This is a genomic window from Rhodococcus sp. B7740, assembly GCF_000954115.1.
Classification (GTDB): Bacteria; Actinomycetota; Actinomycetes; order Mycobacteriales; family Mycobacteriaceae; genus Rhodococcoides.
Genome location: NZ_CP010797.1, coordinates 5,061,617 through 5,085,203, shown reverse-complemented (window position 1 = coordinate 5,085,203; position 23,587 = coordinate 5,061,617). Strand labels below are relative to the sequence as shown.

Annotated in this window: 21 protein-coding genes and 2 pseudogenes; 12 read left to right on the top strand and 11 right to left on the bottom strand. The window is 65.1% G+C overall.

The annotated features are described in order from the left end of the window. Positions 1-9: 9 nt before the first annotated feature. Positions 10-1,947: a translational GTPase TypA gene (gene typA / locus NY08_RS23830; RefSeq protein ID WP_032394066.1), complete on the bottom strand. Its 1,938-nt coding sequence runs from the start codon at positions 1,945-1,947 to the stop codon at positions 10-12. Between the two features lie 175 nt (positions 1,948-2,122). Here typA and NY08_RS26325 point away from each other — a divergent pair, with 175 nt between their 5' ends. Then, complete coding sequence (locus tag NY08_RS26325; protein ID WP_094609726.1) at positions 2,123-2,299, top strand: hypothetical protein; 177 nt, start codon at positions 2,123-2,125, stop codon at positions 2,297-2,299. Here NY08_RS26325 and NY08_RS23825 read toward each other — a convergent pair. Next, positions 2,277-2,690 carry a (deoxy)nucleoside triphosphate pyrophosphohydrolase gene (locus NY08_RS23825; protein WP_045199185.1) on the bottom strand — a complete coding sequence of 138 codons (414 nt, stop codon included), beginning with the start codon at positions 2,688-2,690 and terminating at the stop codon, positions 2,277-2,279. The two genes, NY08_RS26325 and NY08_RS23825, sit on opposite strands and share 23 nt — an antisense overlap. Before the next feature lie 14 nt (positions 2,691-2,704). On the opposite strand from NY08_RS23825, the gene NY08_RS23820 reads away from it, so the two are divergent. Beyond that, positions 2,705-2,989, top strand: coding sequence for a 4a-hydroxytetrahydrobiopterin dehydratase (locus tag NY08_RS23820; RefSeq protein WP_032394064.1), 285 nt, complete (start codon positions 2,705-2,707; stop codon positions 2,987-2,989). Here the strand turns inward: NY08_RS23820 and NY08_RS23815 are convergent. Continuing rightward, a complete protein-coding gene (locus NY08_RS23815; protein ID WP_045199183.1) occupies positions 2,931-4,151 on the bottom strand; it encodes a mannosyltransferase in 1,221 nt (406 codons plus the stop codon). The two genes, NY08_RS23820 and NY08_RS23815, sit on opposite strands and share 59 nt — an antisense overlap. A gap of 303 nt (positions 4,152-4,454) precedes the next feature. Here NY08_RS23815 and NY08_RS23810 point away from each other — a divergent pair, with 303 nt between their 5' ends. After that, on the top strand, positions 4,455-5,315 hold the full coding sequence (locus tag NY08_RS23810; RefSeq protein ID WP_045201056.1) for an Rv1157c family protein: 861 nt from the start codon (positions 4,455-4,457) through the stop codon (positions 5,313-5,315). 136 nt (positions 5,316-5,451) lie between these two features. Here NY08_RS23810 and NY08_RS23805 read toward each other — a convergent pair whose 3' ends face one another. Further along, positions 5,452-6,201, bottom strand: a complete 750-nt coding sequence (locus NY08_RS23805; RefSeq protein WP_032394061.1) for a DUF1906 domain-containing protein — start codon at positions 6,199-6,201, stop codon at positions 5,452-5,454. A gap of 226 nt (positions 6,202-6,427) precedes the next feature. On the opposite strand from NY08_RS23805, the gene NY08_RS23800 reads away from it, so the two are divergent. Both NY08_RS23800 and NY08_RS23795 read left to right on the top strand, forming a co-directional pair. Continuing rightward, the gene (locus NY08_RS23800) at positions 6,428-7,006 is read left to right on the top strand and encodes a TerD family protein (protein ID WP_032394223.1); all 579 of its coding nucleotides are present in this window, start codon (positions 6,428-6,430) and stop codon (positions 7,004-7,006) included. A 132-nt stretch (positions 7,007-7,138) separates the two neighbouring features. Beyond that, positions 7,139-7,960, top strand: coding sequence for a hypothetical protein (locus tag NY08_RS23795; RefSeq protein ID WP_045199181.1), 822 nt, complete (start codon positions 7,139-7,141; stop codon positions 7,958-7,960). Between the two features lie 57 nt (positions 7,961-8,017). On the opposite strand, the gene NY08_RS23790 is transcribed toward NY08_RS23795, so the two are convergent. Then, the gene (locus NY08_RS23790; RefSeq protein ID WP_144407423.1) at positions 8,018-9,370 is read right to left on the bottom strand and encodes a sialidase family protein; all 1,353 of its coding nucleotides are present in this window, start codon (positions 9,368-9,370) and stop codon (positions 8,018-8,020) included. A gap of 193 nt (positions 9,371-9,563) precedes the next feature. Between NY08_RS23790 and NY08_RS23785 the strand changes: the two genes are divergently transcribed. Continuing rightward, a complete protein-coding gene (locus NY08_RS23785; RefSeq protein WP_144407422.1) occupies positions 9,564-10,931 on the top strand; it encodes a WS/DGAT domain-containing protein in 1,368 nt (455 codons plus the stop codon). A 75-nt stretch (positions 10,932-11,006) separates the two neighbouring features. Then, positions 11,007-11,888, top strand: a complete 882-nt coding sequence (locus NY08_RS23780) for a PE-PPE domain-containing protein (protein ID WP_045199176.1) — start codon at positions 11,007-11,009, stop codon at positions 11,886-11,888. Here NY08_RS23780 and NY08_RS23775 read toward each other — a convergent pair. The 4 genes from NY08_RS23775 to NY08_RS23760 form a co-directional block, all read right to left on the bottom strand. Beyond that, positions 11,854-12,327, bottom strand: a complete 474-nt coding sequence (locus NY08_RS23775) for an SRPBCC family protein (RefSeq protein ID WP_045199174.1) — start codon at positions 12,325-12,327, stop codon at positions 11,854-11,856. The two genes, NY08_RS23780 and NY08_RS23775, sit on opposite strands and share 35 nt — an antisense overlap. 6 nt (positions 12,328-12,333) lie before the next feature. Beyond that, a complete protein-coding gene (locus NY08_RS23770) occupies positions 12,334-12,693 on the bottom strand; it encodes a VOC family protein (RefSeq protein WP_045199172.1) in 360 nt (119 codons plus the stop codon). Between the two features lie 17 nt (positions 12,694-12,710). Next, positions 12,711-13,667, bottom strand: coding sequence for an alpha/beta hydrolase (locus NY08_RS23765; protein ID WP_032394221.1), 957 nt, complete (start codon positions 13,665-13,667; stop codon positions 12,711-12,713). 74 nt (positions 13,668-13,741) lie between these two features. Beyond that, positions 13,742-15,655, bottom strand: coding sequence for an alpha-amylase family protein (locus NY08_RS23760; RefSeq protein WP_045199169.1), 1,914 nt, complete (start codon positions 15,653-15,655; stop codon positions 13,742-13,744). A gap of 71 nt (positions 15,656-15,726) precedes the next feature. On the opposite strand from NY08_RS23760, the gene NY08_RS23755 reads away from it, so the two are divergent. Continuing rightward, positions 15,727-16,716, top strand: a complete 990-nt coding sequence (locus NY08_RS23755; RefSeq protein WP_045199167.1) for an SDR family NAD(P)-dependent oxidoreductase — start codon at positions 15,727-15,729, stop codon at positions 16,714-16,716. Here the strand turns inward: NY08_RS23755 and NY08_RS23750 are convergent. Continuing rightward, the gene (locus tag NY08_RS23750) at positions 16,702-18,471 is read right to left on the bottom strand and encodes a helix-turn-helix domain-containing protein (protein ID WP_235387024.1); all 1,770 of its coding nucleotides are present in this window, start codon (positions 18,469-18,471) and stop codon (positions 16,702-16,704) included. The genes NY08_RS23755 and NY08_RS23750 overlap by 15 nt on opposite strands. A gap of 50 nt (positions 18,472-18,521) precedes the next feature. On the opposite strand from NY08_RS23750, the gene NY08_RS23745 reads away from it, so the two are divergent. Together NY08_RS23745 and NY08_RS23740 are read left to right on the top strand one after the other, a co-directional pair. Next, complete coding sequence (locus NY08_RS23745) at positions 18,522-19,895, top strand: FAD-binding oxidoreductase (RefSeq protein WP_045199163.1); 1,374 nt, start codon at positions 18,522-18,524, stop codon at positions 19,893-19,895. Between the two features lie 413 nt (positions 19,896-20,308). Then, a complete protein-coding gene (locus NY08_RS23740) occupies positions 20,309-20,869 on the top strand; it encodes a DUF2716 domain-containing protein (RefSeq protein ID WP_045199162.1) in 561 nt (186 codons plus the stop codon). 433 nt (positions 20,870-21,302) lie between these two features. Here the strand turns inward: NY08_RS23740 and NY08_RS23730 are convergent, their stop codons facing one another. Continuing rightward, positions 21,303-22,646 (bottom strand): MFS transporter, encoded by a 1,344-nt coding sequence (locus tag NY08_RS23730; protein WP_045199158.1) that lies wholly within the window; start codon positions 22,644-22,646, stop codon positions 21,303-21,305. A gap of 165 nt (positions 22,647-22,811) precedes the next feature. On the opposite strand from NY08_RS23730, the pseudogene NY08_RS26755 reads away from it, so the two are divergent. Both NY08_RS26755 and NY08_RS23725 read left to right on the top strand, forming a co-directional pair. Beyond that, positions 22,812-22,967, top strand: a pseudogene (locus tag NY08_RS26755) (metallophosphoesterase family protein); the annotation flags it as partial. A gap of 11 nt (positions 22,968-22,978) precedes the next feature. Then, positions 22,979-23,584: pseudogene (locus NY08_RS23725) on the top strand (metallophosphoesterase family protein); the annotation flags it as partial. Positions 23,585-23,587: the final 3 nt, after the last annotated feature.

Below are 23,587 nucleotides of genomic sequence, written 5' to 3'. Positions count from 1 at the left end.
AAGTGAGTCTTACAGAGCAGCCTTGTCGCGAGTCTTGCTACGCGAACGCTCGCGGGCGCGCTCGTTGGAATCGAGGTGCACCTTGCGGACGCGGACGACCTCGGGGGTCACCTCGACGCACTCGTCGCCTGCACAGAACTCCATCGCCATTTCCAGGTCGAGCTTCTTGGGCTTGGCCAGGGTCTCCATGACGTCTGCGGAGGACTGACGCATGTTGGTCAGCTTCTTCTCGCGGGTGACGTTGATGTCGAGGTCTTCCTGACGCGGATTGATGCCCACGACCATGCCCTCGTAGGTGTCCGCACCCGGCTCGACGAAGAACGTGCCGCGGTCGGCCAGCTGGATCATCGCGAACGGGGTGACGGTGCCGTTACGGTCCGAGACGAGCGAGCCGGTGTGGCGGGCGCGGATCTCGCCTGCCCACGGTGCGTATCCGTGGAAGACGGCGTTGGCGATACCGGTACCGCGAGTCTCGGTGAGGAAATCGGTGCGGAAACCGATCAGGCCACGCGAGGGAACGATGAACTCCATGCGAACCCAGCCTGCGCCGTGGTTCGTCATCTGCACCATCTTGCCCTTGCGAGCTGCGAGCAACTGAGTGACCGCGCCGAGGTACTCCTCCGGTGTGTCGACGGTGAGCTCTTCGAAGGGCTCGTGCAGCTTGCCGTCGACCTGCTTGGTGACCACCTGGGGCTTGCCGACGGTGAGCTCGAAGCCTTCGCGACGCATCTGCTCGACGAGGATGGCCAGCGCCAGCTCGCCACGACCCTGGACCTCCCAGGCATCGGGGCGACCGATGTCGAGAACCTTGAGCGAGACGTTACCGATGAGCTCCTGGTCCAGACGGCTCTTGACCATGCGCGAGGTGAGCTTGTGGCCGCTGACGCGACCGACGAGCGGGCTCGTGTTGGTGCCGATGGTGACGGAGATGGCCGGCTGGTCGACGGTGATGCGAGGCAGCGCGACCGGATCCTCCAGATCTGCGAGGGTGTCGCCGATCATGATGTCCGGGAAGCCCGCGACGGCGACGATGTCGCCTGCGACGCCGCGCTCACCGGGGACGCGCTCGACGCCGATGGTGTTGAGCAGCTCGGTGATCTTGGCCTTCTGGACGACGGGTTCGCCGTCGACCTCGCGCATCCAGCTCACGGTCTGGCCCTTGGAGAGCTGGCCGTTGTGGATACGCACCAGGGCGAGGCGGCCGAGGAAGGCCGACGCGTCGAGGTTGGTGACGTGGGCCTGCAGCGGTGCGTCGACGTTGCCCTTGGGCGCGGGGACGTAGTTGAGGAGTACCTCGAACAGCTCGTCGAGGTTCTCTGCGTCGGGCGCGTGGCCGTTCTCGGGCTGAACACGCGACGCCTTGCCCTCACGGCCGGAGGCGTACAGAACGGGGAGATCGAGTGCGAGCTCGGCGGCCTCGGACGCTTCGTCGTCGAGGTCGGACGCGAGGTCGAGGAGCAGATCGTGGCTCTCCGAGACGACCTCTTCGATGCGCGCGTCGGGACGGTCGGTCTTGTTCACGACCAGGATCACCGGGAGCGAGGCGGCGAGCGCCTTGCGCAGGACGAAGCGGGTCTGCGGGAGCGGGCCCTCGGAAGCGTCGACGAGAAGGACGACGCCGTCGACCATGGACAGGCCTCGTTCGACCTCGCCGCCGAAGTCGGCGTGGCCGGGGGTGTCGATCACGTTGATGACGGTGATCGTGCCGTCGGCGTTGCGCTTGTGAACGGCCGTGTTCTTGGCCAGGATCGTGATGCCTTTTTCTTTTTCGAGGTCACCCGAGTCCATGACGCGGTCGATCGCTTCGGCACGTTCCTCGAACGCGCCTGACTGCCGGAGCATGGCGTCGACCAGGGTGGTCTTGCCGTGGTCGACGTGTGCAACGATGGCTACGTTGCGAAAAGTGGTGGTGCTGTCGATGTTGTCTGCACTGCTTGGGGCGCTCACGCGAAAAATTCTCCTGGAGTCGAATGCGGGCTCTTGTTCGCTAGCGGGCTTATGTCGCTAGAGAAGCGCGCTGCACCGCGAGGTTCTCGCGACTGATCGAGTTTACCCGTAGTCCGACGGTACCCCGCGCCACCCTCAGGTCTGTGACCTGCGCCACCCATTAGTCTTGGTGCTCATGGGCAAGATAAAGGCAGCAGATGTCTCGGGGATGAAGCCCAAGAAAAAATGCTGTCGCAAGAAGGTTCGGTGCATCAAATGCCCCGTGGTCATCATGCGAATGAAGAAACTCGAATCGGCGGGCGCAACCAAGAAGGACCTGAAGAAGGGCCTCAAGACCGCCCGGGCGAAGTGAGCAGGATCTCCAGCAGTTCGGGCAGCCAGAGCCGGTCCGCATCGACGAGATCCATCGTCGGCAGCGTCTGCGCATCCACCCACCGCAGGGCCGAATGTTCCAGCGCTGCAGGCATTCCCGAGACGAGCGAGGCCCGGTAGGCGCGCAGCACCAGCCCGCCCGCAAGATCGACGTCGCCGCTCAGCGCCGCTCCGACCGAGCACTCGACTCCCAGTTCCTCCCGCAACTCGCGCACCAGGGCCGCGTCCTCGGACTCGCCGGGCTCGACCTTGCCGCCGGGCAGTTCCCACAGACCCGCCAGCTCGGGCGGACGGGTTCGTTGCGCGAGCAGCAGCCCGCCGTCGTGCGTCAACGCGGCTGCGACAACCACAGCGGTGGGGGTACCGGACATGCCACCATCTTTCTATGACCGAACTGCTGACCGATCGCGACATCGAGGACGCTCGGCTCGACGAATGGACCGTGGTCGGGAAATCCCTGACGCGCACCGTCGAACTGGCGTCGTTTCCGGCTGCCATCGAGGCGGTGAACCGCGTGGCCGAGGCCGCGGAAGAGGCGGACCATCACCCGGACATCGACATCAGATGGCGGACGCTCACGTTCACGCTCTCGACGCACAGTGCCGGCGGGCTCACACAGAAGGATGTGGATCTGGCGCGTCGGATCGATGCACTGACCGCGCCTTCCTGACTCGTCCAACGTAGACCACCCAGCCGAGGAACAGCGCTGCTCCAAAGACGTCCACGGCGCCTGCCCACGCCTCCAGTGCGGGACGAGGGATGGTCCAGATCGATTCCTGGAAGAAGCTGAGCAGCCACGGCACCCCAACGGTCACCGTCACCAACCAGTAGCCCGCGACGATCTTCGCCCCGGCGATGTCACGCAGGGGGCCGTGCACCAGCCAGATCACCATCGGGATCACCCAGATCCAGTGATGCGACCACGAGATCGGTGAGATCAGCAGGCCGAACAGTTGCACGATCACCAGCGTGCCCAAATGGTCTTCGCGTCCGATCGCACGCCATGCCGCGATCGCGAGCCCCGTCGCGACGACGGCGGCCACGATCCACAGTGGTCCCTGCCCGACGTCCTCCCCCGCGATCCGACTGAGCGCACCACGCAGAGACTGATTCCAGACCGAGCCGACGGGGCCGATGCGGTCGGCATCGCCGAGAAGCGTGGTGAAGTACGTGGCCGCCTGATGTCCGAGTGCCGCGTAACTGACCGCGACGGAGAGGGCGAAGGCCACAGCCGAGAACGCTGCGGCCTTCCATCGCCGGGTGGCCAGGAAGTACAGACCGGTGATGGCCGGGGTCAGCTTGATTCCGGCGGCGAAGCCGACCAGTCCGCCTGCCACCCACCACCTGCTGCTGCGTACCGCGAGAATCGCCAGCAGCACCAGGAATACGTTGACCTGGCCGTAGTCGAGTGTCGTCCGTACGGGTTCGGACCACAGCCCCAGCGCGGTCCACAGCATGGCGATACGCACCCAGCGCGCCTCGGCGGCGCGCTCGTCGCCGAGGACCATCGACAGCGTCAGCCTCGCCACGGCGAACAGCGCGATCATGGTCGCGGCTTGCCACAGGACGCCGATCACCGTGAACGGCAGATAGTGCAGCGGGAAGAACACCAGCGCGGCGAACGGCGGGTACGTGAACGGGAGCGGGAAGTCCGGGGTTTGTACCGAATACGTGTAGTCGTACAGATTGCCGCCGAGCAGTGCCGCGGAGCCGTCGACGTAGACGTGGAGGTCCACGAGGTTCATTCCGTTGGGCGTCGCGAAGGCCCAGACGAAGCGGCTCAGCACCGAGACCGCGAGCAGAACGGGGGCCAGCCGAACAAGTCGGTTCACTGTGCGTGCGGTTCCGTTCGGTATCGATGCGGTGTATCGGTCGTCGAGCTTATAGGGCTCCGCTCATGCGCCCCAACCGCCTGCGCACCGGAGTAACATTTGCATCACCTTTCACACTGATAACTTCAGTAACAGGTTATCGTGTGCGTCTGCGGAGAATTCGCAGCGTGTGACCAATAGACTGCCCTGGCAAAGATACGACGGGGGAGGGCTCCACCGACAACAGCTGTACATCGGGGATTGCGCTACATAGAGTGACCCCTCGAGCACCGGCTGTCGCCGTGGGCCCGCGTCATGATCAGAATGGGGAATATCACCGTGCTTCGTACCCGCGGAACGCGTCGCGTAGTTACAGCCTTGGCCGTAGCCGCAGCCGCCGCACTCGTCGTGCCGACCAGCGCATCCGCACAGCCGTTGGTGCCGATGGCACCGGCAGATCTGCCCGCAGCACCGGCCGATCCCGCTGCTCTGATCGCTCAGTTCCTCCCCGCCCCCGGTGAGCCGATGCCGAACCTGGCCGACGTCGAAGCACTCGCCTCGTTCGCACCGGCCATTCTCGGTGCCGCAGCCGGACCTGCCGACGTGGGAGCTGCTCCGGCGGCGGACCTGCTCGGTCAGGCCCGCACCCTGCTGGAAACCGCACAGCTCCCGGACCAGGTCAAGGCACTGCTCGAACGGGTCATCACCTTCCTGGACGGCTCCGGCGGCGGCGGACCCGAACTGCCGTCGGACGGACCCGTCATCGCCCAGTTCCTCTACCCGACGCTCGGCAAGGGATGCATTTCCGACACCGCCGATTCCGTCGGAACCGCCCTCGCCGTACCGGGACCGGCCACCCTGCCGCCTCCCGGACCCGGTGCAGGACAGGCCGGCTTCGTCTTCACCGCCCTCGGCACTGCGCCCGTCGCTGCGCAGCAGGCAGCTCCCCTGACGGTGACGTGGCTCAACATCGACAACCGTCGCTCGGGAACGCAGGACCTGACCGGCGCGGCCATGATCAACACCGACGGTCCGGCAACGCTGTCCGCGATCGCCGACACCGGCCCCGGACGCGTCCTCTCGGTGATCTCCGGTTCGATCACCACGCAATCGAAGGAAGATCCGGCCGCAGCTCCGCGCAGCTGCACCTTCCTGCCCACCATCGGTACGGTCTTCGTTCCGTAGCTCGTATCTGCTCCACCGACAGTTTCGCCCCCGGCTTCATCGGAAGCCGGGGGCGAAATTGTCGATTCAGGCGAATTCCGAAAACAACGATGCGTTGCATTCGAGAATGGTCGCAATGAATTACATAGATGTTATTTCAGAGAATGTTCGCCTCGGATTTCGACCACTGCCCGTAGTCGGCTTTCAGAATGTTGTTGATGTCGACCTTGACGCCGCCCACGAAATCCTTGTCGATCCGAATCTGATGAATGTGTGCGTCGGGGTGAACGAAGCCCTTGGGTGTTCCCCAATTGTGCTGCCAATACCACTGGCCGAGTCCGGCGACCGAGGCCAATTCGATGGTCGGTGAGTTGGCGTAGATCCCCGTGTTCTCGGCTCCGATCACCGATTGCCAGCCCAGGATGTACGGCGCGATCAGAGTTGCGAACTCCACGGCGGTGGGGTTGTCGTCGATCGACGCGTAGATCGGGCGGTCCGTCGGACCACCGGCGGCGAGGTGGAGTTCGAGTCCCCGCTCTGCATGCTTGACACCCGCCGCATACCCGCCACGCCAATCGGACGTGGCCCCCTTGCCGAACTGATAGTTCGAGACCACTTCCAGCCCTGCGGACGTCAGCGAGTCGGCCTCGGACTTGCGCATCGGCTTGCCGATCATCCAGTTCGCATCCGGTCGCCGATCGGAGACGTACCGAACGGCCCCGAGGTGACCGGCCGCCTTGATGGCCGCTGCCGACGGCACCCCACCCGAGTAGTCGACGAGGGTGCCGAGCCCGGCGTCGGCGTGCGCGGTCGCCGTTCCCAACGCAACCAATCCGACGGCGGCCGCGGACCCCGCGGCGGCGTACTTGAACAACTCACGTCGCGAAACCTGCACAGAAATCTCCATCGTCGTTCGATCGCTGCGGCGCGCCTACCCGAGAAATCGCACAACCACTGCTATCTTTCACCGTTTGTCGTATCCCACCACAATCCCATCGGTACCGCCAGCCCCACTGCTCACACCCACCACGTTCCCCTCCGGCTTCACACGTGCACCTCGAGCACCGAGATCTCGAACATGAATATGGTGGAGTGGACGATGCACGGACGAACGCGCTGAGGAGTGGATGGACATGGGCGTAACGCTTGCCAAGGGTGGAAATGTCTCGCTGACCAAAGAAGCACCGAACCTGACCGCTGTCAGCGTGGGTCTCGGCTGGGATGTCCGTGCCACCACCGGCGGCGACTTCGACCTGGACGCCAGTGCTATCGGACTCGGCACGACGAAGAAGGCGCTGAGCGACAGCTACTTCGTCTTCTACAACAACCTCCGCTCCCCCGACGGTGCCATCGAGCACACCGGAGACAACCGGACCGGCGAAGGTGAGGGCGACGACGAGAGCATCGATGTCGACCTGGCGGCCCTGACCCCGGACGTCGACTCCATCGTCTTCCCGGTGTCCATTCACAACGCCGATGCTCTTGGCCAGAACTTCGGCCAGGTCGTCAACGCGTTCATCCGCGTGGTGGACAAGTCCGACGGGCGCGAACTCGCCCGCTTCGACCTCACCGAAGACGCCTCGACCGAGACGGCAATGGTGTTCGGCGAGCTGTACCGCCGCGGGGCCGAATGGAAGTTCCGTGCCATCGGCCAGGGCTACGCCTCGGGCCTCGAGGGGATCGTGCGCGACTTCGGCATCGACGTGGGCTAGCTGTCCGCGCACTGTGTCGCTCGGACCGTCTCGATTGAACAACGGATTCCGGCTGAGCTTGTGACGTCCAGATGATGTGTGGTGGTATCAGCGCACACGCAACATAAGCCTCATCAGTCACAGGAGTCACACATGTCTCGTCGCCTCAGCCGTTTGGCCGGCGCGCTCGCGCTCTCCTGCGCGGCATTGCTCGCTGTCCCCGCCACTGCTGCAGCGGAGCCGGCACCGGCCGATCCGCTGGCGCAGGCGATCGCCGCACTGCAGGGACAGGGTGGTGCCTCACTCGACGCCGCGACCGCGATCGCAGACTCACGTACCCCGGTCGCCGAGGATGCGAGCGTCGATCCGTTCGCCGCACTGAACGCGGCCAACAAGGCCCTCACCGACTTCGGCATCACGCCGTTCTTCTACCCCACGGCAGCGATCAACTGCGCCGCTACGGCGGGCTCGCCTCTCGGCATCGTTCCGGGTGTCGCAGGCGGAGCGGCCGGACCGTGGCCTCAGCTGACCGCGCCGGCCATCCCCACCTTGCCGTTCCTGCCGTCCATCGAGATTCCCGAGCTCAATGCCGTCGACAAGGGCGAGACGATGTTCGCGTTCGTCCCGGCCGGAATCGTGAACGATTCCGCAGACAAGACCGGGATGCAGGTCGCCTGGTTCAACGTCAACACCCTGAAGGGCGGATTCGCCGACTTCGGCGGCTTGGCAACCACTCTCGCCGACTCGATCCTCGCCAACTCCGGCGTGCCCGACGCCGCGAAGGACATCGTTCGGCCGTTCGTCATCGGCGCGATCGACTCGCTGCCTGCCGCCGGTGCCCGCGCCGTACCCGTCGAAACCGGATCGGGAACCGTTCTCGCCGCGGTGTTCGGCACCGTGAACCACAAGGCCCTCGACGGTTCGGACAAGAGCTGCTTCTTCTTCCCCACCGTCGGCATGATCAACGTCGCCTAGAGGTTCCGCACGATCAGGAAAGGCCCTGCAGCGCACTGCTGCAGGGCCTTTCGACTGCTACGCGCTGACGATTCGGCCCAGCCGGCCCAGGACGGCCTGCATCTCGGTGTGTTCCGATCGCGCCGCCCACGGCCGTTGTCTGTTCCTTCCCCGCATCTGCATCGCCGCCCCGGTCACGAGGTCACCGTTGGGGGCGAAATGCACACGAACGATCTCGTTGAGTGAGCGCCTGGACCCGAAACCCGGTACGACACTGCAGAACCCGTAGGGAAAGAGCGGCGCGTCGGGTTCGTTGTACTTTCCTCCGACGAACACCGGGCCGCTGGTACGGAAGTCGCGGCACTGCGCGATGAAGCCGTGGAACGCACGACCCCTCTCACGTCCGCAGTAGGCGATGCCCACTCGCCCGGACCCGGTGGCGGTGATCGCGCCGAAGCGGGCGTCGCGCACCCCTGGTGCCGACACCACCACCGGCCTCGACCACGTCACCGCACCGTCCGAGGACCAGGCCGCATGCAGCAACCCGTCGCGGTCCGGCCACACCGCGTACACGTTTCCGTCGTCGTCGACGGCCATCGACTCCGGCAGCAGATAACGCGATCCGAGCAGCAGAAAATGCACTGCGTTGTGGTATTTCGCCAGCGCCGAACCGGGGACCATCCGAACGTCCCACGTCAGGCCCTCGTCGCGACTGACCGCCACCGCGAACCGTCGGCCGTAACGGCCGCCGATGTAGACCGTGCCGTCCGGGGCGACGACGCCCTTGCCGAACGCGACGTACTCCCGACTCGGCAACCCGGGGATGTTCTTCGAATCGATGTCGAAACCACCGGCCACCTCCCACTTCACCCCGCCGTCGAAGGACCGCCAGATGACCTGACGGGTGACGTTGATCAGTGGCCGCACCCGTACTGCGAACGGCGTGGGCGCGGAGAGATACGTAACTCTCCCCGACCGTGAATTACTCGGTCCGGCAAATACTTTGGCGTCCATCCTCGCTTTCGATGCCACTTTCCGGGTGCGCCAGGTTTCGCCCCGGTCGTCACTGACTCCGAGGGTGAAGCCCGTTCGCAGCGGGTGGGGCGGCACCGCGTCGAAACGGCCGGCGTGCAGAAACAGCCGCTCGTCGACGTCGTCGAAGTACAGATAGGGTCGATTCCGACTCTGCTGCACCCCCTCGGGAACCGATGCGCGCCACGACTTTCCGAAGTCGGACGAGCGCAGTACACCGACACCGTCGACGGTGAACGCCGGCGCGACGAAGACGGTGTTGTCCGCCGCCACCCCGAGGGTGCAGGCCGCAGAGCCGTACTCGGTGTAGGAGATGTCGGTGACGAAGTCGGCCGATGCGGCGGCGTTGGTCGAGGAACGCAGTCCTGCCCGATAACCCGAGGCAACTCTGGGCGTCACGACACCCGCCATGGGGTGCCACGGTGTCGCGGCCACAGTGCTGGTCGATGCATTGGACCAGGCTAGCGCCGATGGCCCCGGTAGACCTCCAGGCAACCGAAGAAGTCCTCGGCCCGTCCTGGTGACAGATCACAGAACGGGACCGATCAGTACGTAAAATCTCGGTTCGCAGTGTGCCGCATAGGCTCATCGTGTGCCCCGCGCTCGAGCCGACAACCGCCGCCCCCGATCGACGCGCCTGCATCCGGCCGATGCGCGCGCGTACTGGATGGCGTCGAAAATTCCGAGCGACCAGTTTCTGCTGTACTGCTTCGACAACGGATCCGAGGGCCTCGACGCCGAAGTGCCACGACTGCACGAGCGCAGCGGGCGCATCGAGGTTCTGCGTCGACGCATCACCGACGTCGCATTCGGTCTCGACTATCCCCGCTGGACCGAGGCGGGCCCGCGCCCCGACACCATCTCCGTCCACCGAGCGCCGCGCACCTGGCCGGAGTGCCTCGACGCGATCGCGGCATCGTTCGCCCGTCAGGTCGATCCCCGAGTGTCCGTGTGGAACCTGCACCTGTATCCGAACATCGCCGACGCTCCCGGCGGCGCGGCCGTCGTTGCCGTGCTCCAGCTTTCGCACGCGGCAGCCGACGGAACACTGGCCGCTCGCACTGCCCGCGACCTGTTCGGTACGCACCCACTTCCACCGGCCTCCGCGCGGGCGGAGCATCCCGCGGTGTTCGAGCAGGCATCCACCATCGTTGCCGCTGCGACCGTCCCGCTTCGACTGGCACAGATGGTTCGCGGCGGCGTCCGTGCCCGACGCGACGCGCTGAGCCTCGGACGAGGCACCGACTCGGGTGAGATCCCTCCGCCCGCACACTCGCGCGCGCCGACCGTCCTGGACGTGCCGCCCGCCGGCCGGACGTCGGTACGCACCATCGTGCTTCCGAAATCCGACCTGCAGTCCGCCGGCACCACCGTCACCACTTTCGTATTGACCGCAGTGTCGATTGCACTGCAAGGGCTTCTCGGCGACGGACAAGACCTGGCCGCCGAGGTCACGCTGGCGAGAGACACACGAGCCGACGCGCGAAACAATTTCGGCAACGTCGGTGTCGGACTGTTCACCGACGAGCCCGACATCCGCACTCGCAGTCGACTCGTATCGGCCGATCTGGCCGCGCGTCGTGCTCGCGCGAACCATCCATTGTCGGAGGCCGCCCGCGCGTCACAGGACGCCGTCGAAGCACACGTGCCTGCATTTCTGGCCGAATGGGGCGTCGCGCAGTTCGATCCGACCGCAGTCCCTCCGTCCGTCACCGGGAACACCGTCGTCTCCAGCGTCTCGCGCGGTGCCGCAGACCTCACGTTCGGCGGCGGCTCCGTCCGATTCACCGCCGGTTTCCCGGCCCTGTCCCCCGCCATGAGCCTGACCCACGGAGTGCACGGCATCGGCGATACCGTCACCGTCGGCATCACCTCCAACAGCGCGGCCGTACCCGACCCGGATCTCTACGAGGCACTCCTTCGCGACGCTCTCGCGGACGTACGCGCGGCTCTGGCCTGACCGGGACCGAACTGCCAGACAGTTCTCAGCATTTGTCGGGCGTCGGGCTCAGGTTCTCCCACCAGACTGACAGTCATGAGCCAGCAGAAGGTCACCGTACTCGCCGTCGGAGGTACCGGAGAATCACATCCGTCCGACCACCGAACGCGGGTGACGGGCCTGCTGGCCTGCGTCGTCGGTGAGCTCGACGACCGGTTCGTCGGCCGGTGGGTCGGCTATCCGGCGTCGTACGGTCCGGTCGCATTCGGCGGACTGTGTTTTCGACACAGCGCAGACATCGGCGTCAGACGCCTGCGCCGCGCCATCGAGGGCACCAGCGGACCGATCGCCCTGATCGGGTACTCCCAGGGCGCGACCGTCGTACGCGAGGTGCTCGGCCTGGTCCACGCTGGAACGATCGACGGCAGCCGCATCGTTGCCGCTGGTCTGATATCGGATCCTCAGCAGCCGGTAGGTGCCGTCGACGGATGCACCGGACGTGGCGTTGCCGGTGCGGGTCCGGCTCTGCCCGAATCGATTCCGGTCGAGTGGATCGGTCTGAAGTCCGACATGATCTGCAACGCCAGCGACGACAGTCTGATCCGTGACATAGCGGACCTCACCCGATGGATGTCGTTCCGGACCCCGAAAATCTGGCTACGCGAGCTGTGGAGTCTGTTGCGCAGCAACAGCTTTCAGAACGCGACCCGAACCCGCCTTCGACCCTCGCAGTGGGCGAAGGATGTTCGACGCCTCCGCACCGCGGCCGTCGAGGTGTCCGGTTATCTACCGCAGTCGTTGCGCTGGCACCGATTCGAATGGGCCAATCCCGGCGGCGGGCGACACATCGCGTACGCACGCGAGCCGTACGAGGGCGACTCGACAGGATGTCAGGTTCTCGCGCGCTGGTTGGGCGGGCAAGCGGATCGGCGCGAGGAGCTGCTCAGGACTTCTCTGCCACAGCAGCGAGCTGCCTGAGACCCTTGTCGAAGTCCGGCCCGACCAGCTTGTCCATCGAGAACACTTTTCCGATCAGAGCGAACAGCTTGCTCTGCTTCCCTGACATTCGCCAGGTCACTCGGGTCCCGTCGGCGACGGGCTCGAGCAGGAATGCCGTGACGTTCCGATTTTTGAACGGCTTGGTGAACGCGAGGTCGAGCACGATTCGTTCTTCGGGAATCGACTCGGTGATGGTCATCGTCCCCACGCCTGCCTTGCGGTTACCCGACCACGAGTACGAAGCACCCACTCCGGCGTCGGGACCGCTGTAGGTGCGCTTCAGGTCCGGATCGACTCCCTCGTAGGGCGACCATTTCACCCACTGATGAAAGTCGTCGATCAGTGCGTGGACGGTTGCGGCGTCGGCCCGAACCACGGCGGAGCGTTCGACCAGGACGGGTACGGCTTCACCGGTCATTGCGGGTCAGTCCCTCTTGCACAGGCAGAAGATGTGCCCGGCCGGATCGCGGAACACCCAGAACGAGGGTTGCGCGTGGTCGATGAGTTCGGCCCCGGAGTCGACGACGAAGTCCCTGGCCTGCTCCATGTCGTCCACCACCAGATCGAGGTGAATCTTGATGCCCTCGCTGGGCCAGTCGATGGGGACGAAGTCCGATGCCTTCTGAAATGCCAACCGCAGATCACCCGGACCGTCGATCACCACCCAATCGCCGTCGTCACGAGACTGTTCCCAGCCGAGGATGGTGCTGTAGAAGCGGCCGAGCGCAGCCGGGTCCGGGCAGTCGAGCACCGTGTAGTCGACGGTGATCCTCGGTGGTGTCATGGCGAACAGACTAACGCTCAGCCGCCGACGGCAGGGGCGATCGTCTCGAACCACGCCTCGTGCAGATGCTGCTCCCAATGGTTCCACCAGTGCACACCGGTACCGGTGATCTTGACGTTTGGTCGCCCGCCCGCGGCCTGCAACAACGGAACGAATGCCCGGCTGCTCATCCCTGCAGCCGTTTCGAGCGGCACCATCTGCGCGAACCTGACGGGGTCGAAGCTGCTGCTGGCCGGGTTGAAGACCGGGTCCGTGGCCGGCGAACCACTACCCGAGGAGACGAAGACCGCCGTGTTGCGCAGAGCACCGACGTTGAGGGACGGGTCGTTGCGGATCCACTCCGCGGACGGCCAGGTGCCCCACATGTTGCGCGCGTTGCCGCCCATCTCGCCGACGGCGACGGCGATGCCCTGGGCGAATCCGGGACTGCTGGCGGTCGGGTAGCCGCTGAACGACGCGACCGCCTTGTAGAAGTCGGGGTGGTGCGCGGCCAGGTTCAGCGCCGAGGTTCCGCTCATCGACAGTCCGGCCACGGCGTTGTTCACGTTGTCGCTACCGAACCGGTCCGCCATGAACGGCGGCAGCTCCTGGGTGAGGAAGGTTTCCCACTTCACCCGCCCGAGCTTGGGATCGTCGCGCTGCCAGTCGGAGTAGAAGGTGCCGCCGCCGCCGAACGGGATGACCACATTGACGTGCTTGTCGGCGAAGAAGCTCTCGACGTCGGTCTCGATGAGCCAGCCGCTGTTGTCCTCGGGTGCGCGCAGCCCGTCGAGCAGATAGAGCGTCGGCGCGGGTCCCCCACCGGCGGCTTTGAGCACCTTGATCGGAATGTTCTTGTCCATCGACGGCGAATAGACGTAGACGAGCTCGGAATCGGCCTTCGCCACACCGGTCCCCATCAGCACCGTTGCCATCGTGGCCACCAACACGGCCACCACAGCGAGCACCAGACTTCGTATCCGAGCATGCAGCATCGACATTGTCCCCTTGTTCGTATCTACCGACCGTCCCGGGGCAGGGTAACAGGCCGGTCACGGCACCGCCTCCTCTAACGCAGCGGGTTGTCGACGATCCACCACGCCGCATAGGGCGGCAACCACACCGAGCCGGTGTCGTCGACCTGCAGATCGTGCTGCGAGAGAACCTCGACCGGCGCCGGAATTCCGAGTTCGATCAGCTGCGCGTGCGGAAACGAGCGGTGTTCGGCGGTGACGTTGTAGAGGGCGACGAGGGTGCCGCTCGGATGCCGCCTGCGCACCACGAGCAGACCGTCGTCCGACTCGCTCTGCACGTCCACCGGCGCTTCGGCGTGCAACATCGGCAGGCCGGCGCGCACCTTCGCGATGCGAGCGATTCCGTCGAACACCCGTTGTGCGTCACTCCCCCGCTCGAATCGGCCGGCCCGATCGGCATCGGTCACGCGCGGCCGATGCACCCACCTGTTGTCCTCGGCATGGGCCGGTTCGTCGGCCCAGTTCGGATCTCCCGGGGAGCCGAGCTCGTCGCCGCTCCACACGACCGGGATTCCGCCCCATCCGGCAATGATGGCGTGTGCGAGAAAGATTCGACCGAACGCGCCGTCGGGATCCAGGCGGGACTCCCCCAGTCCGGTCAGCGCGGCTGCGGTGCCGCTGATCCGACGGTCACCGGTGTCCGGGTTGTACTGGAACACCAGGCCTTCGGCCCAGGAGCCGTCGAATTCGCCCGAGTACCAGTCGGCCAGAAAGTGGCGATGCCCTGCGCCCGAGAGTCCCAGGGACGCCGCGTCGCCGTCGTCGACGGCCCAACCGATGTCGTCGTGGCAGCGAACGTACGTCACCCAGGTGCCGCTGGGTGGCGTGGGCGGCAACGATGCAAGGGCATGCCGCGCCAATGATGTACTGCCCGTTGCCAACATCGACCACACCTGGACCATCAGCGAGTTGTGGTACGCGATGTCCGAGACCCGTCCGGTGTGCCGGCCCTGACCCAGGTACGGCAGCAGATCGCGGGGACCGACAATGGCCTCGGCCTTGAACAGCGTGGCCGGAGCCGCCAGTCGGGCGGTGGCTCGCAGGGCCTGAGTGACCGCATGCACCTCGGGCTGGTTCTGGCAGTTGGTGCCGAGTCGCTTCCACAGAAATGCGATCGCGTCGAGGCGCAGCACTTCGACCCCGAGATTGGCCAGGTGCAGCACGATGCTTGCGAACTCCTGCAGCACAGCGGGATTGGCCCAGTTCAGATCCCACTGCCATTCGTTGAACGTCGTCCACACCCACTCGCCGAGTGTGTCGTCGAAGGTGAAGCTGCCCGGCGCGAAGTCCGGGAACACCTCGGGGAGTGTGCGCTCGTACGAGTTCGGGGTGGTGCGATCGGGATAGATCAGAAAGTAGTCTCGATACTTCGGATCGCCCGAGCGCGCCCTCTCGGCCCATTCGTGCTCGCGGGCAACGTGATTGAGCACCAGATCGACAACGAGACTGATGCCGCGTCCGCGCAGCGTTTCCGCGAGCGCCCGCAGGTCCTCGTTGGTGCCGAGGTCCTCGCGAACCGCGCGGTAGTCCATCACCGCGTATCCGCCGTCGTTGTCACCGGGCCGCGGCTGCAGCAGCGGCATCAGATGCAGGTAGGTGACACCCAGATCGGTCAGATGGTCGAGCCGCTCGCCCACCCCACGCAGCGTCTGTCCGTACCGATCGACATAACAGGCGTAGCCGAACATGTCCGGCTGCTGGAACCAATCCGGTTCGAGCAGCCGACGCTGATCGAGCCGGTGCAGATCCTCGGGGCGGGCCGCGTAGGCGCTCGCAGCGATCTCCACCAGGGTGGCCGCCACCGCGTCGGGATCGGGATAGACGGCCGTGACCGCGTCGTGCAGATCGGGAAACCACTGCTCGAGACGCAACTCGAAGGTCTCACGTCGGTGGGCGGGAAGCTCGGCGAGGATCTCTCGGGTGACGTCGGAGACGGCGGGGTGAACCATGGGCTCATTCTGGCATCGACCCCGGCGTGGGGACGCGCATACATCCGGTTACCGCGGGGTATCACAGCGCCATGTCATTGCTGACCCGCACATTGGACACGATCCTCGACAGAGCAGTCGTTCCCGGATACTCCCGCATCGGTGCCACGGTGCGTCGACGATTCTGGGCCGCGGATCCGACGCCGTTCCCCGCCCCCATCGACATGGTGGTGACCGGCGCGTCGTCCGGATTGGGCGCAGCCACCGCGAAGGAACTGGCCAGGTTGGGGGCACGGGTGCACCTGGTCGGCAGGTCGGCCGATCGGCTGGAGTCCGCGGCCGCGGCCATTCGAGCCGAGGTGCCCGACGCCTCCCTCGTGGTCCGCGAGTGTGACATCAGCGATCTCGATTCCGTGGCGGCCTTGAGCGCGGCTCTCGCATCCGAGCTCACGTCGGTGCACGCATTGGTGCACTGCGCCGGGGTCATGCCGGACGAGCGGCAACTCTCGGCGCAGGGGCACGAATCCGCTTTCGCCACCCACGTTCTCGGGCCGGTCGCATTGACCGTGGGACTGCGAGAGCTGTTCGACGCCGGATCGCGGGTCGTGTTCGTCTCGAGCGGCGGCATGTATGCGGTGCCGCTGCAGAACTCGGACTTCGAGTACGAGAACGGTAAGTACTCCGGTATGACCGCATACGCCCGCACCAAGCGCATGCAGGTGGTGGTGACGGAGCAACTGGCGGAACGTTTTTCGCTCGAAGACGACCCGGTGGTGCACAGCATGCACCCGGGCTGGGCGGCCACTCCCGGCGTCACCGGATCGATGCCGATGTTCGGTTCGGTGATGAAGCCGATTCTGCGCAACGCACACGACGGGGCCGACACGATCGTGTGGCTCGTCGGGTCCGATCAGGCCTTGACCAGCACCGGCACGTTCTGGCACGACCGGGCCCCGCGTCCGACTCATTACCCCTCGTGGCGCGGAGATTCACCTCGCGTGCGAGATGCACTGTGGGCGAGCGTGGTCGAGGCGACGGGGATCGAGACCGAACCCGCGGCCGGTGGCTCACAGACCGAGTAGATCGGCCGATCTGCGCAGGCGCATCAACACCTGAAGGTCGAGCGCATCGTCGGGGTCACGCCACTGCGTACCGATCAGCCGGTCGATGGCGTCGAGCCGTTGGTAGAGCGTGTTGACGTGCACTCCCAAGCTCGACGCGGTGGCCGAATGGTGGCGACCGTGAGCCAGATACGTCGACAGGGTCTCCATCAGCGGGACCCCGCGCTTGTCCTGCTCGGCGAGCAACGGCCCGAGCTTGTCCTCGGTGAGTTCGTCCAGGTGCTCACGGGCCATGTGGCTCAGCAGGATTCGATAGATCCCCAGGCCGCGCGCCGAGGACACTTCTCCGTCTCTGCCGAGAGTCGTCAGCACGTCAGCGGTCTGTTGCGCTTCTCGGAACGCCGTCGCCAGCGCGTCGGCTCCCCGCGCGGGTTCGGAGATTCCCACGGTGGCCCGGGTGACGATCATGCGACGAACGGCAGCGGACTCGCGAGCGGGAACGACCAACAGGATTCTCGAACCCTGCTCCGCTACAACCGATCCCGGGGGCAGTGCGAGAGCTTCCAACTCGGCTCTCGACGCGTTACCCTGCGCGACCGCCACACAATACGTCACGTCCGGAGTCAGTCCGGCACGGTGGAACTGCCTGCGTTCGTCCTCGGGCGTCGACGTCGGATGGAGGAGTAGATCGAGCAGGAATGCGTCCTGCGCCCGGCGGGCGGATTCCGCGGCCGCGCGCTCCTCGGCCAGCGACAGCGCGATGGCCGGCACAGCTCGATCGAGAAGTAGGCGGGTCTGGTCGTCGTCCAATCCGACGGAGATCAACACCCCCAAGAAGCGACCGGCAGCCACCACCCGGCGCGCAGTGATCTCGTCGCCGACGGCAGTATCGGCACCCGCCCTGCAACGTTCGACCAGGGCTTCGATCTGGACCGCTCTGTCCTCCAGGGCAACCGGTACGGACGCGGCATCGCCCACGAAATACGCCGGACGTTCGGTGGCCGACGCCACCTCCCGAACCAGACTCCGCACACCACCTCCTCGGAGCACGACCTGTGTCAACGTGCGGTCCCATTGCAGAGTCTGCTCCAATTCCGTTGTACGGAGCGATAATTCGGCGTTGAGGGTTTCGAGCGTGTCGATCGCTCGCACGTTCTCGATGGCGATGGCCGCGTGCGCGGCCAGTGCGGACAGCAGAGCGATCTCACTGTCTGCGAAATCCCGCTCCTGCCGCTTGCACGCGAACAGTGCGCCGATCACGCGGTCGCCGACCCGAAGCGGTACGCCCAGCAGACCGCGCATGTTCTCCGACCGCGCAGCACTGTCGGCTCCCGTGATGTGCCGAAATGCAGGTTCGCTCTGATAGTCGGGTGTCCACGACGGCGAGGCACCGCGCACGATCAGCCCGACGAGCCCCTCGTCCAGCGTGAGCCTGATGCCCACCAGTTGCGGGGTAAGGGCACCACTGGTGACCTCGATGACGAACTCGTCGCCGTACACCGAACCCATGTAGGCCAGGTCCACGCCGAGCAGCCTGCGCGCCTGGTCCACCACTTCCTGCAGCAGAATGCGATTGTCACGCACAGTCGTCAGGCGCACCGCGATGTCGTTGAGCGCCGAGAGTTCGGTGCTGCGTTGTTTGCGTTGATCGAGCAGAGTGCGCAGCCGGAGTGCCGCATGCGCCTCGGCTCCGGGAAGATCCCGTCGATGGGCTTCCAATTCATCGACGGACGCGTCGTCGAGCAGCATTTCCATCCATGACTTCGCGGGCGACATGGAGAAAACCTACATTGGCCGAGACCCGCGTCACAGCTAAAGTCGAACACATGTCGCTCGTGGAACAGTTGTCCGAAGTCCTGCCCGCGGATCGGATCGTGGTTGACCCGGACGTCGTCGCCTCCTACCAGCACGACGAGGCCGAGTGGGCACCGTATTCGACGCCGGTCGCCGTCGTGCGACCCCGCAGCGCCGAAGAAGTCCAAGCTGTCGTTCGTGCATGCCTGGCCCATGGCGCACCCATCGTCACCCGTGGGGCGGGCACCGGACTGTCCGGCGGCGCGAACGCCACCGAGGGATGCGTCGTTCTCGCGCTCGACGGCATGGACACGATCAAAGAGATCGACCCACTCGAGCGCTACGCCGTCGTCGAGCCTGGAGTCGTCAACGATCACCTGCGCGCAACCGTTGCCGAGCAGGGTCTGTGGTATCCCCCGGATCCGGCCAGTGCGCCGTGGTCGACCATCGGCGGCAACGTCGCCACCAATGCCGGCGGATTGTGCTGCGTCAAGTACGGCGTCACGCGCGACTACGTGATGGGCATGCAGGTCGTCACCGGAACCGGAGAACTGGTTCGACTCGGCCGCAAGACCGCCAAAGGCGTTGCCGGTTACGACCTTGCAGGCTTGATGGTCGGATCGGAGGGCACCCTCGGCATCATCACCGAGGTGACCCTGAAACTACGCCCGCTCCAGGATTCGCAGCGGACCGTCGCCGGCTACTTCGATTCGATCGTCGACGCCGGGCGTGCCGTCGCCGCGGTGGCCGCCGCCGGCTTGACGCCGTCCGCACTGGAATTGATCGACAGGCAGTGCCTCATTGCCGTCGACGCGTGGAAGAACATGGGCCTGTCGGTCGAGGCGAATGTGGTGTTGCTCGGACGTATCGACGATCCGGGTCTCATCGGAGACCAGGAAGCCGAGAAGATGCTCTCGTGCTTCGACGAGGCCGGAGCGACCTGGTCTGCGGTCTCGACCGATCAGGAAGAGGCCGACGCTCTGTTTGCGGCCCGACGGTTGGCGTATCCCGCGATGGAACGTCTGGGTCCGGTGTTGACCGAGGACGTGTGTGTGCCGAAGAAGCATGTACCCGAGATGCTTTCGCGCATCGAGCAGATCGGCCTTCGCTACGAGACGACCATCGCCAACATCGCACACGCCGGTGACGGAAACCTCCACCCGCTGCTTATCACTCCGCACGACGACCTTCCGGCTCGCGAACGCGCTCAGGCCGCCTTCGCCGAGATCATCGACGCTGCACTGCAACTCGGCGGCACCGTGACCGGCGAACACGGAGTCGGACTGCTCAAGATGGACGGCCTGGTGCAGGAACTCGACCCGGTGGTACTCGAGATGCACCGAGCTGTGAAGAAGGCACTGGATCCGCGCGGAATCCTGAACCCGGGCAAAGTGTTCACACCCTGACGGCGCTTGGTTCACACGGTCCTATGGTTGTGTTCGCAGACTGCCGTTGTGCAGCAAGGTAACCAGCAGACTCGGGAGGCCGTTGATCAGGACGAGAACCGCAATTACTAGACCCACGGCCAGCCACGGCTCAGTCAGCCAGAAATGATTGCCGAGCTGTAGCGCACCGACGATACTCAGTATCCATCCAGCAGCCTGGGCACGTCGGGCACGCTGGGCAGGTCTGACCGGATACGAGCCGTTCACTGTGGGCAACGTGCGGCCATAGTTCTCACGGGCTGCGATTCGAGCTGCCACGACGTGAAGCAGTACAGCAAACGTTATGGCACACAACGCAAGCACCATGTGACTGTCACCCGCTTCCCGATCAGTTCCTGTCAGCCTAGTTTCTCATCCTCTGAGACGATAGGCCGATGACGACCAAGCTGACGATGAACTTCGGATCTGCGCTTCCCATCGGGTGGACCGAACTCGACCGCAATGCGGAAGCGGAGCACTGGTCGGTGTTCACAAGTAAGTTCGGGTTTCGACCCGGGACAAAGCCTGACTCGTGGCCGGCCATTTCCGAGCCTGCCCCCTCGATGACATTCGACCTCGCCGCCCATTCCGTCCGCACGACAGCGTCGTGGTCTGCCCGAGCCGACGCGATCAACGCGGAAGCGTTGCGCTGCTTCGTCACCGAGTTTTCGGACAACCCCACCTTCGTCGTCCTGGACTGGCAACACCCCGGCTACAGCTTCGACGCGGAAGCGCACGCCGACGCGGCCGAGAACGGTGAGTGGCGCGTCCCCGTCCACCCGAACGGCGACTACTACATCTTCGCCCGAGACGGATTCACCGAAGGGACCTTCGGCCATCCGTGGGAACGCACCTTGTGTGTCTTCGGACCGCGTATGGTCGCCACGCTCGGTCACACCTTGGCAACATGGCTTCCCACGATCCGCGTCGACGGCCTGCGAGCGGCGGCTCGATAACCGTCGGAGGCCGCCGGGAGGTCAGAGCACTGTGGATTTCGATTCGAATGCGTCAGCCATCGAATCGCTGGATCCGCCAGGGCGGAGTCTCGCGACGCGGTCGGACCCTGATCGCGCGAAACCGATAACCGTCCTGATCGACAGCAGGCTCCCACTCGAAGTCGACCTGCTCGCCTACTGCGAGCTCGGAGACACCTCCACCGATGTCGAACCCTGTTCCCGATCGAGAGTCGATGACCTCATCGGGATGCAGCGCGCTGAAGAATGACCAGCTTCGCCCGGAGTGTCCTCGGAATCGATGACGCCCTCCATGCCGAGAATCTCCCAGCTCCGGACTCGCCCGCGACTCGTCATTCGTCGAGTATGTCCGGTGTTCGCCGCAAGAGCCGAATCCGGTTCCGTGCAGATACTCGGCTTCGTGCGCAGCCGTTCGTCAGTGCGCCACCGGCACATCCGTATTGCTCTCGGAGCGGACTCCCATTCGGCTGCGCAGAGCGATCACCAACACCACCGCCATGAGCATGACACCGCCGACCACCCACAGGCCCGCCTTGGCGTTGCCAGTGGCGTCGAGCAGCCACCCCGTCACGTATGGGGCACCGAAGCCCGAGGTGTTGCCGACCGAGTTGATGATCGCGATTCCAGCCGCTGCGCCGGCTCCGGTGAGGAAGGTGCTGGGCAGGTACCAGAAAACAGGTAGAGCGCAGAACACGCCGACGGCGTTGACGGTCACCGCAATCATGGTGGTGAACGGTGAATCCATGTACAGCGCAAACGGAATGGAGATCGCACCGATCAGAGTCGGTATCGCTACATGCCACGTTCGCTCGCCGGTCCGGTCCGAATGCCGACTCCACAGCACCATCGCCACCGCGCCCACTGCGAACGGCACCGCCACGATGAGTCCCGTGGTCACGAGCGAGAAGTCGGTATCGAACGTCTGCTTGAATCCCGCGACGATGCTGGGCAGAAAGAAACTCAGGGAGTAGAGGCCGTAGGTGATGCCGAAGTAGATCAGGCCGAGCATCCATACTCGTACATCACCGAGCGCACGCTTGACCGAGCCGCTGACGTGCCCGCCTTTCACTGCGTCCTCGGACTCCAATTCCGCAGTGAGCCATTTCTTCTCGTCAACGGTGAGCCACTTCGCCTGAGACGGTCGATCCGTGAGATAGAACCAGGTGATCACGCCGAGCAGAATCGCCGGAATGCCTTCGAGGAGGAACATAACCCGCCAACCCGACAGTCCGAACAGTCCGTCCAGGTACTGAATGATCGCACTCGACAGGGGCGCACCGAGCGCCGATGACACAGGCAGTGCCAGCAAGAACAGGCCCATCAACCGCACTCGGTAGGCGCGCGGAAACCACATCGTCATGTACAGCAGTACGCCGGGAAAGAAGCCGGCCTCGGCGATTCCGAGAAGGATGCGTAGACCGTACAGCCACCCTGCCGTCGGCACGAAAGCCATGGCGGCGGCCACGATTCCCCACGACACCATGATGCGGGCGATCCACCGTCGGGCACCGAATTTGTGCAGCGCCAGATTGCTGGGCACTTCGAACAACAGGTACCCGATGAAGAACAGTCCCGACGCCAGGCCGAACATCGTCTCGGTGAGGCCCAATTCGTCGCTCATGGTCAGCTTGGCGAGGCCGATGTTGGTGCGATCGAGATAGTTGACGAAGTAAGCCAATCCGAGGAACGGGATGATGCGTTGAGCGACCTTCTTGACCACCCTCGATTCGATCTCGGGCTTCGACGTGACTGCAGGCATGGGCTCGGCCTTCCCTAGATCGAAAGTGACCTGGACCACGTTATGGGCGACTCGAGCGAAGGTCTATGGAGAAACCACCCATCGACGGCGGGTGCGTGAGGGTGAAGTCTCCAGCACTCGCCTCCGGTCTGCCGTGTTGCAGTCCTGTACCCACGCTGCGATCCTGTGGTTGTGCGGGTAGCTCTCATTGCCGATATTCACGGCAACATCGCGGCGCTCGACGCCGTCCTCGAAGACATCGCGCGGCAACGCGTCGACTCGGTGATCAATCTCGGCGATCTGTTGTCCGGCGGCCTGCATCCGCGTCGAACTGCGGACCGGCTGATGGCACTCGGTTTCCCACTGTCGCGGGAAATCACGACCGCTATCTGCTCGAGCAGGACCGGGAGTCCATGGGCAGTTGGGATCGGCACGCCCATGATCGACTCGACGACGAGCATCGACAGTGGCTGGCCTCGCTGCCGTTCTCGTTGGAGTTCGATGGCGGAATCCTCGCAGTGCACGGAACACCCACCGATGATGAGCAATATTTCCTGCACTCGGTGGACGACAGCGGCTCTCGCGAGGCAACCGGGGCCGAGATCCTGGACAGGGCAGCAAGTTTCACGAACCACTCCGTCATCGCCTGCGGCCACACCCACCTGCAGCGACAGTGGACTCTCCCCAGCGGCACACTCGTGGTCAATCCAGGGAGCGTCGGCGTGCCCGCCTACGACGACGATCAGCCCTACCCGCACGTCATGGAATCCGGCTCTCCGCATGCGCGCTACGCGGTACTCGACGACCACGACCGTGGCAGCTGGACAGTCTCGTTCGAGTTGGTCGGGTACGACCACGTCGGTGCAGCCGCCGACGCCCGCGCGCACGGGATGAGCGACATCGCCGACGCTCTTCTCACCGGATTCGTCGGCCCTGCGCCGCAAATGCCGTCACACTGATCG

Excerpts from the sequence above, each read along its gene's own strand:
- NY08_RS26325 (WP_094609726.1), top strand. The coding sequence starts at position 2,123 with ATGGGCAAGATAAAGGCAGCAGATGTCTCGGGGATGAAGCCCAAGAAA.
- NY08_RS23820 (WP_032394064.1), top strand. The coding sequence starts at position 2,705 with ATGACCGAACTGCTGACCGATCGCGACATCGAGGACGCTCGGCTCGAC.
- NY08_RS23780 (WP_045199176.1), top strand. The coding sequence starts at position 11,007 with ATGAGCCAGCAGAAGGTCACCGTACTCGCCGTCGGAGGTACCGGAGAA.
- NY08_RS23805 (WP_032394061.1), bottom strand. The coding sequence starts at position 6,201 with ATGGAGATTTCTGTGCAGGTTTCGCGACGTGAGTTGTTCAAGTACGCC.
- NY08_RS23810 (WP_045201056.1), top strand. The coding sequence starts at position 4,455 with ATGGGGAATATCACCGTGCTTCGTACCCGCGGAACGCGTCGCGTAGTT.
- NY08_RS23825 (WP_045199185.1), bottom strand. The coding sequence starts at position 2,690 with ATGTCCGGTACCCCCACCGCTGTGGTTGTCGCAGCCGCGTTGACGCAC.
- NY08_RS23730 (WP_045199158.1), bottom strand. The coding sequence starts at position 22,646 with ATGCCTGCAGTCACGTCGAAGCCCGAGATCGAATCGAGGGTGGTCAAG.
- NY08_RS23795 (WP_045199181.1), top strand. The coding sequence starts at position 7,139 with ATGTCTCGTCGCCTCAGCCGTTTGGCCGGCGCGCTCGCGCTCTCCTGC.
- NY08_RS23740 (WP_045199162.1), top strand. The coding sequence starts at position 20,309 with ATGACGACCAAGCTGACGATGAACTTCGGATCTGCGCTTCCCATCGGG.
- NY08_RS23755 (WP_045199167.1), top strand. The coding sequence starts at position 15,727 with ATGTCATTGCTGACCCGCACATTGGACACGATCCTCGACAGAGCAGTC.
- NY08_RS23760 (WP_045199169.1), bottom strand. The coding sequence starts at position 15,655 with ATGGTTCACCCCGCCGTCTCCGACGTCACCCGAGAGATCCTCGCCGAG.
- NY08_RS23800 (WP_032394223.1), top strand. The coding sequence starts at position 6,428 with ATGGGCGTAACGCTTGCCAAGGGTGGAAATGTCTCGCTGACCAAAGAA.
- NY08_RS23775 (WP_045199174.1), bottom strand. The coding sequence starts at position 12,327 with ATGACCGGTGAAGCCGTACCCGTCCTGGTCGAACGCTCCGCCGTGGTT.
- NY08_RS23750 (WP_235387024.1), bottom strand. The coding sequence starts at position 18,471 with ATGTCGCCCGCGAAGTCATGGATGGAAATGCTGCTCGACGACGCGTCC.
- NY08_RS23770 (WP_045199172.1), bottom strand. The coding sequence starts at position 12,693 with ATGACACCACCGAGGATCACCGTCGACTACACGGTGCTCGACTGCCCG.
- NY08_RS23745 (WP_045199163.1), top strand. The coding sequence starts at position 18,522 with ATGTCGCTCGTGGAACAGTTGTCCGAAGTCCTGCCCGCGGATCGGATC.
- NY08_RS23765 (WP_032394221.1), bottom strand. The coding sequence starts at position 13,667 with ATGCTGCATGCTCGGATACGAAGTCTGGTGCTCGCTGTGGTGGCCGTG.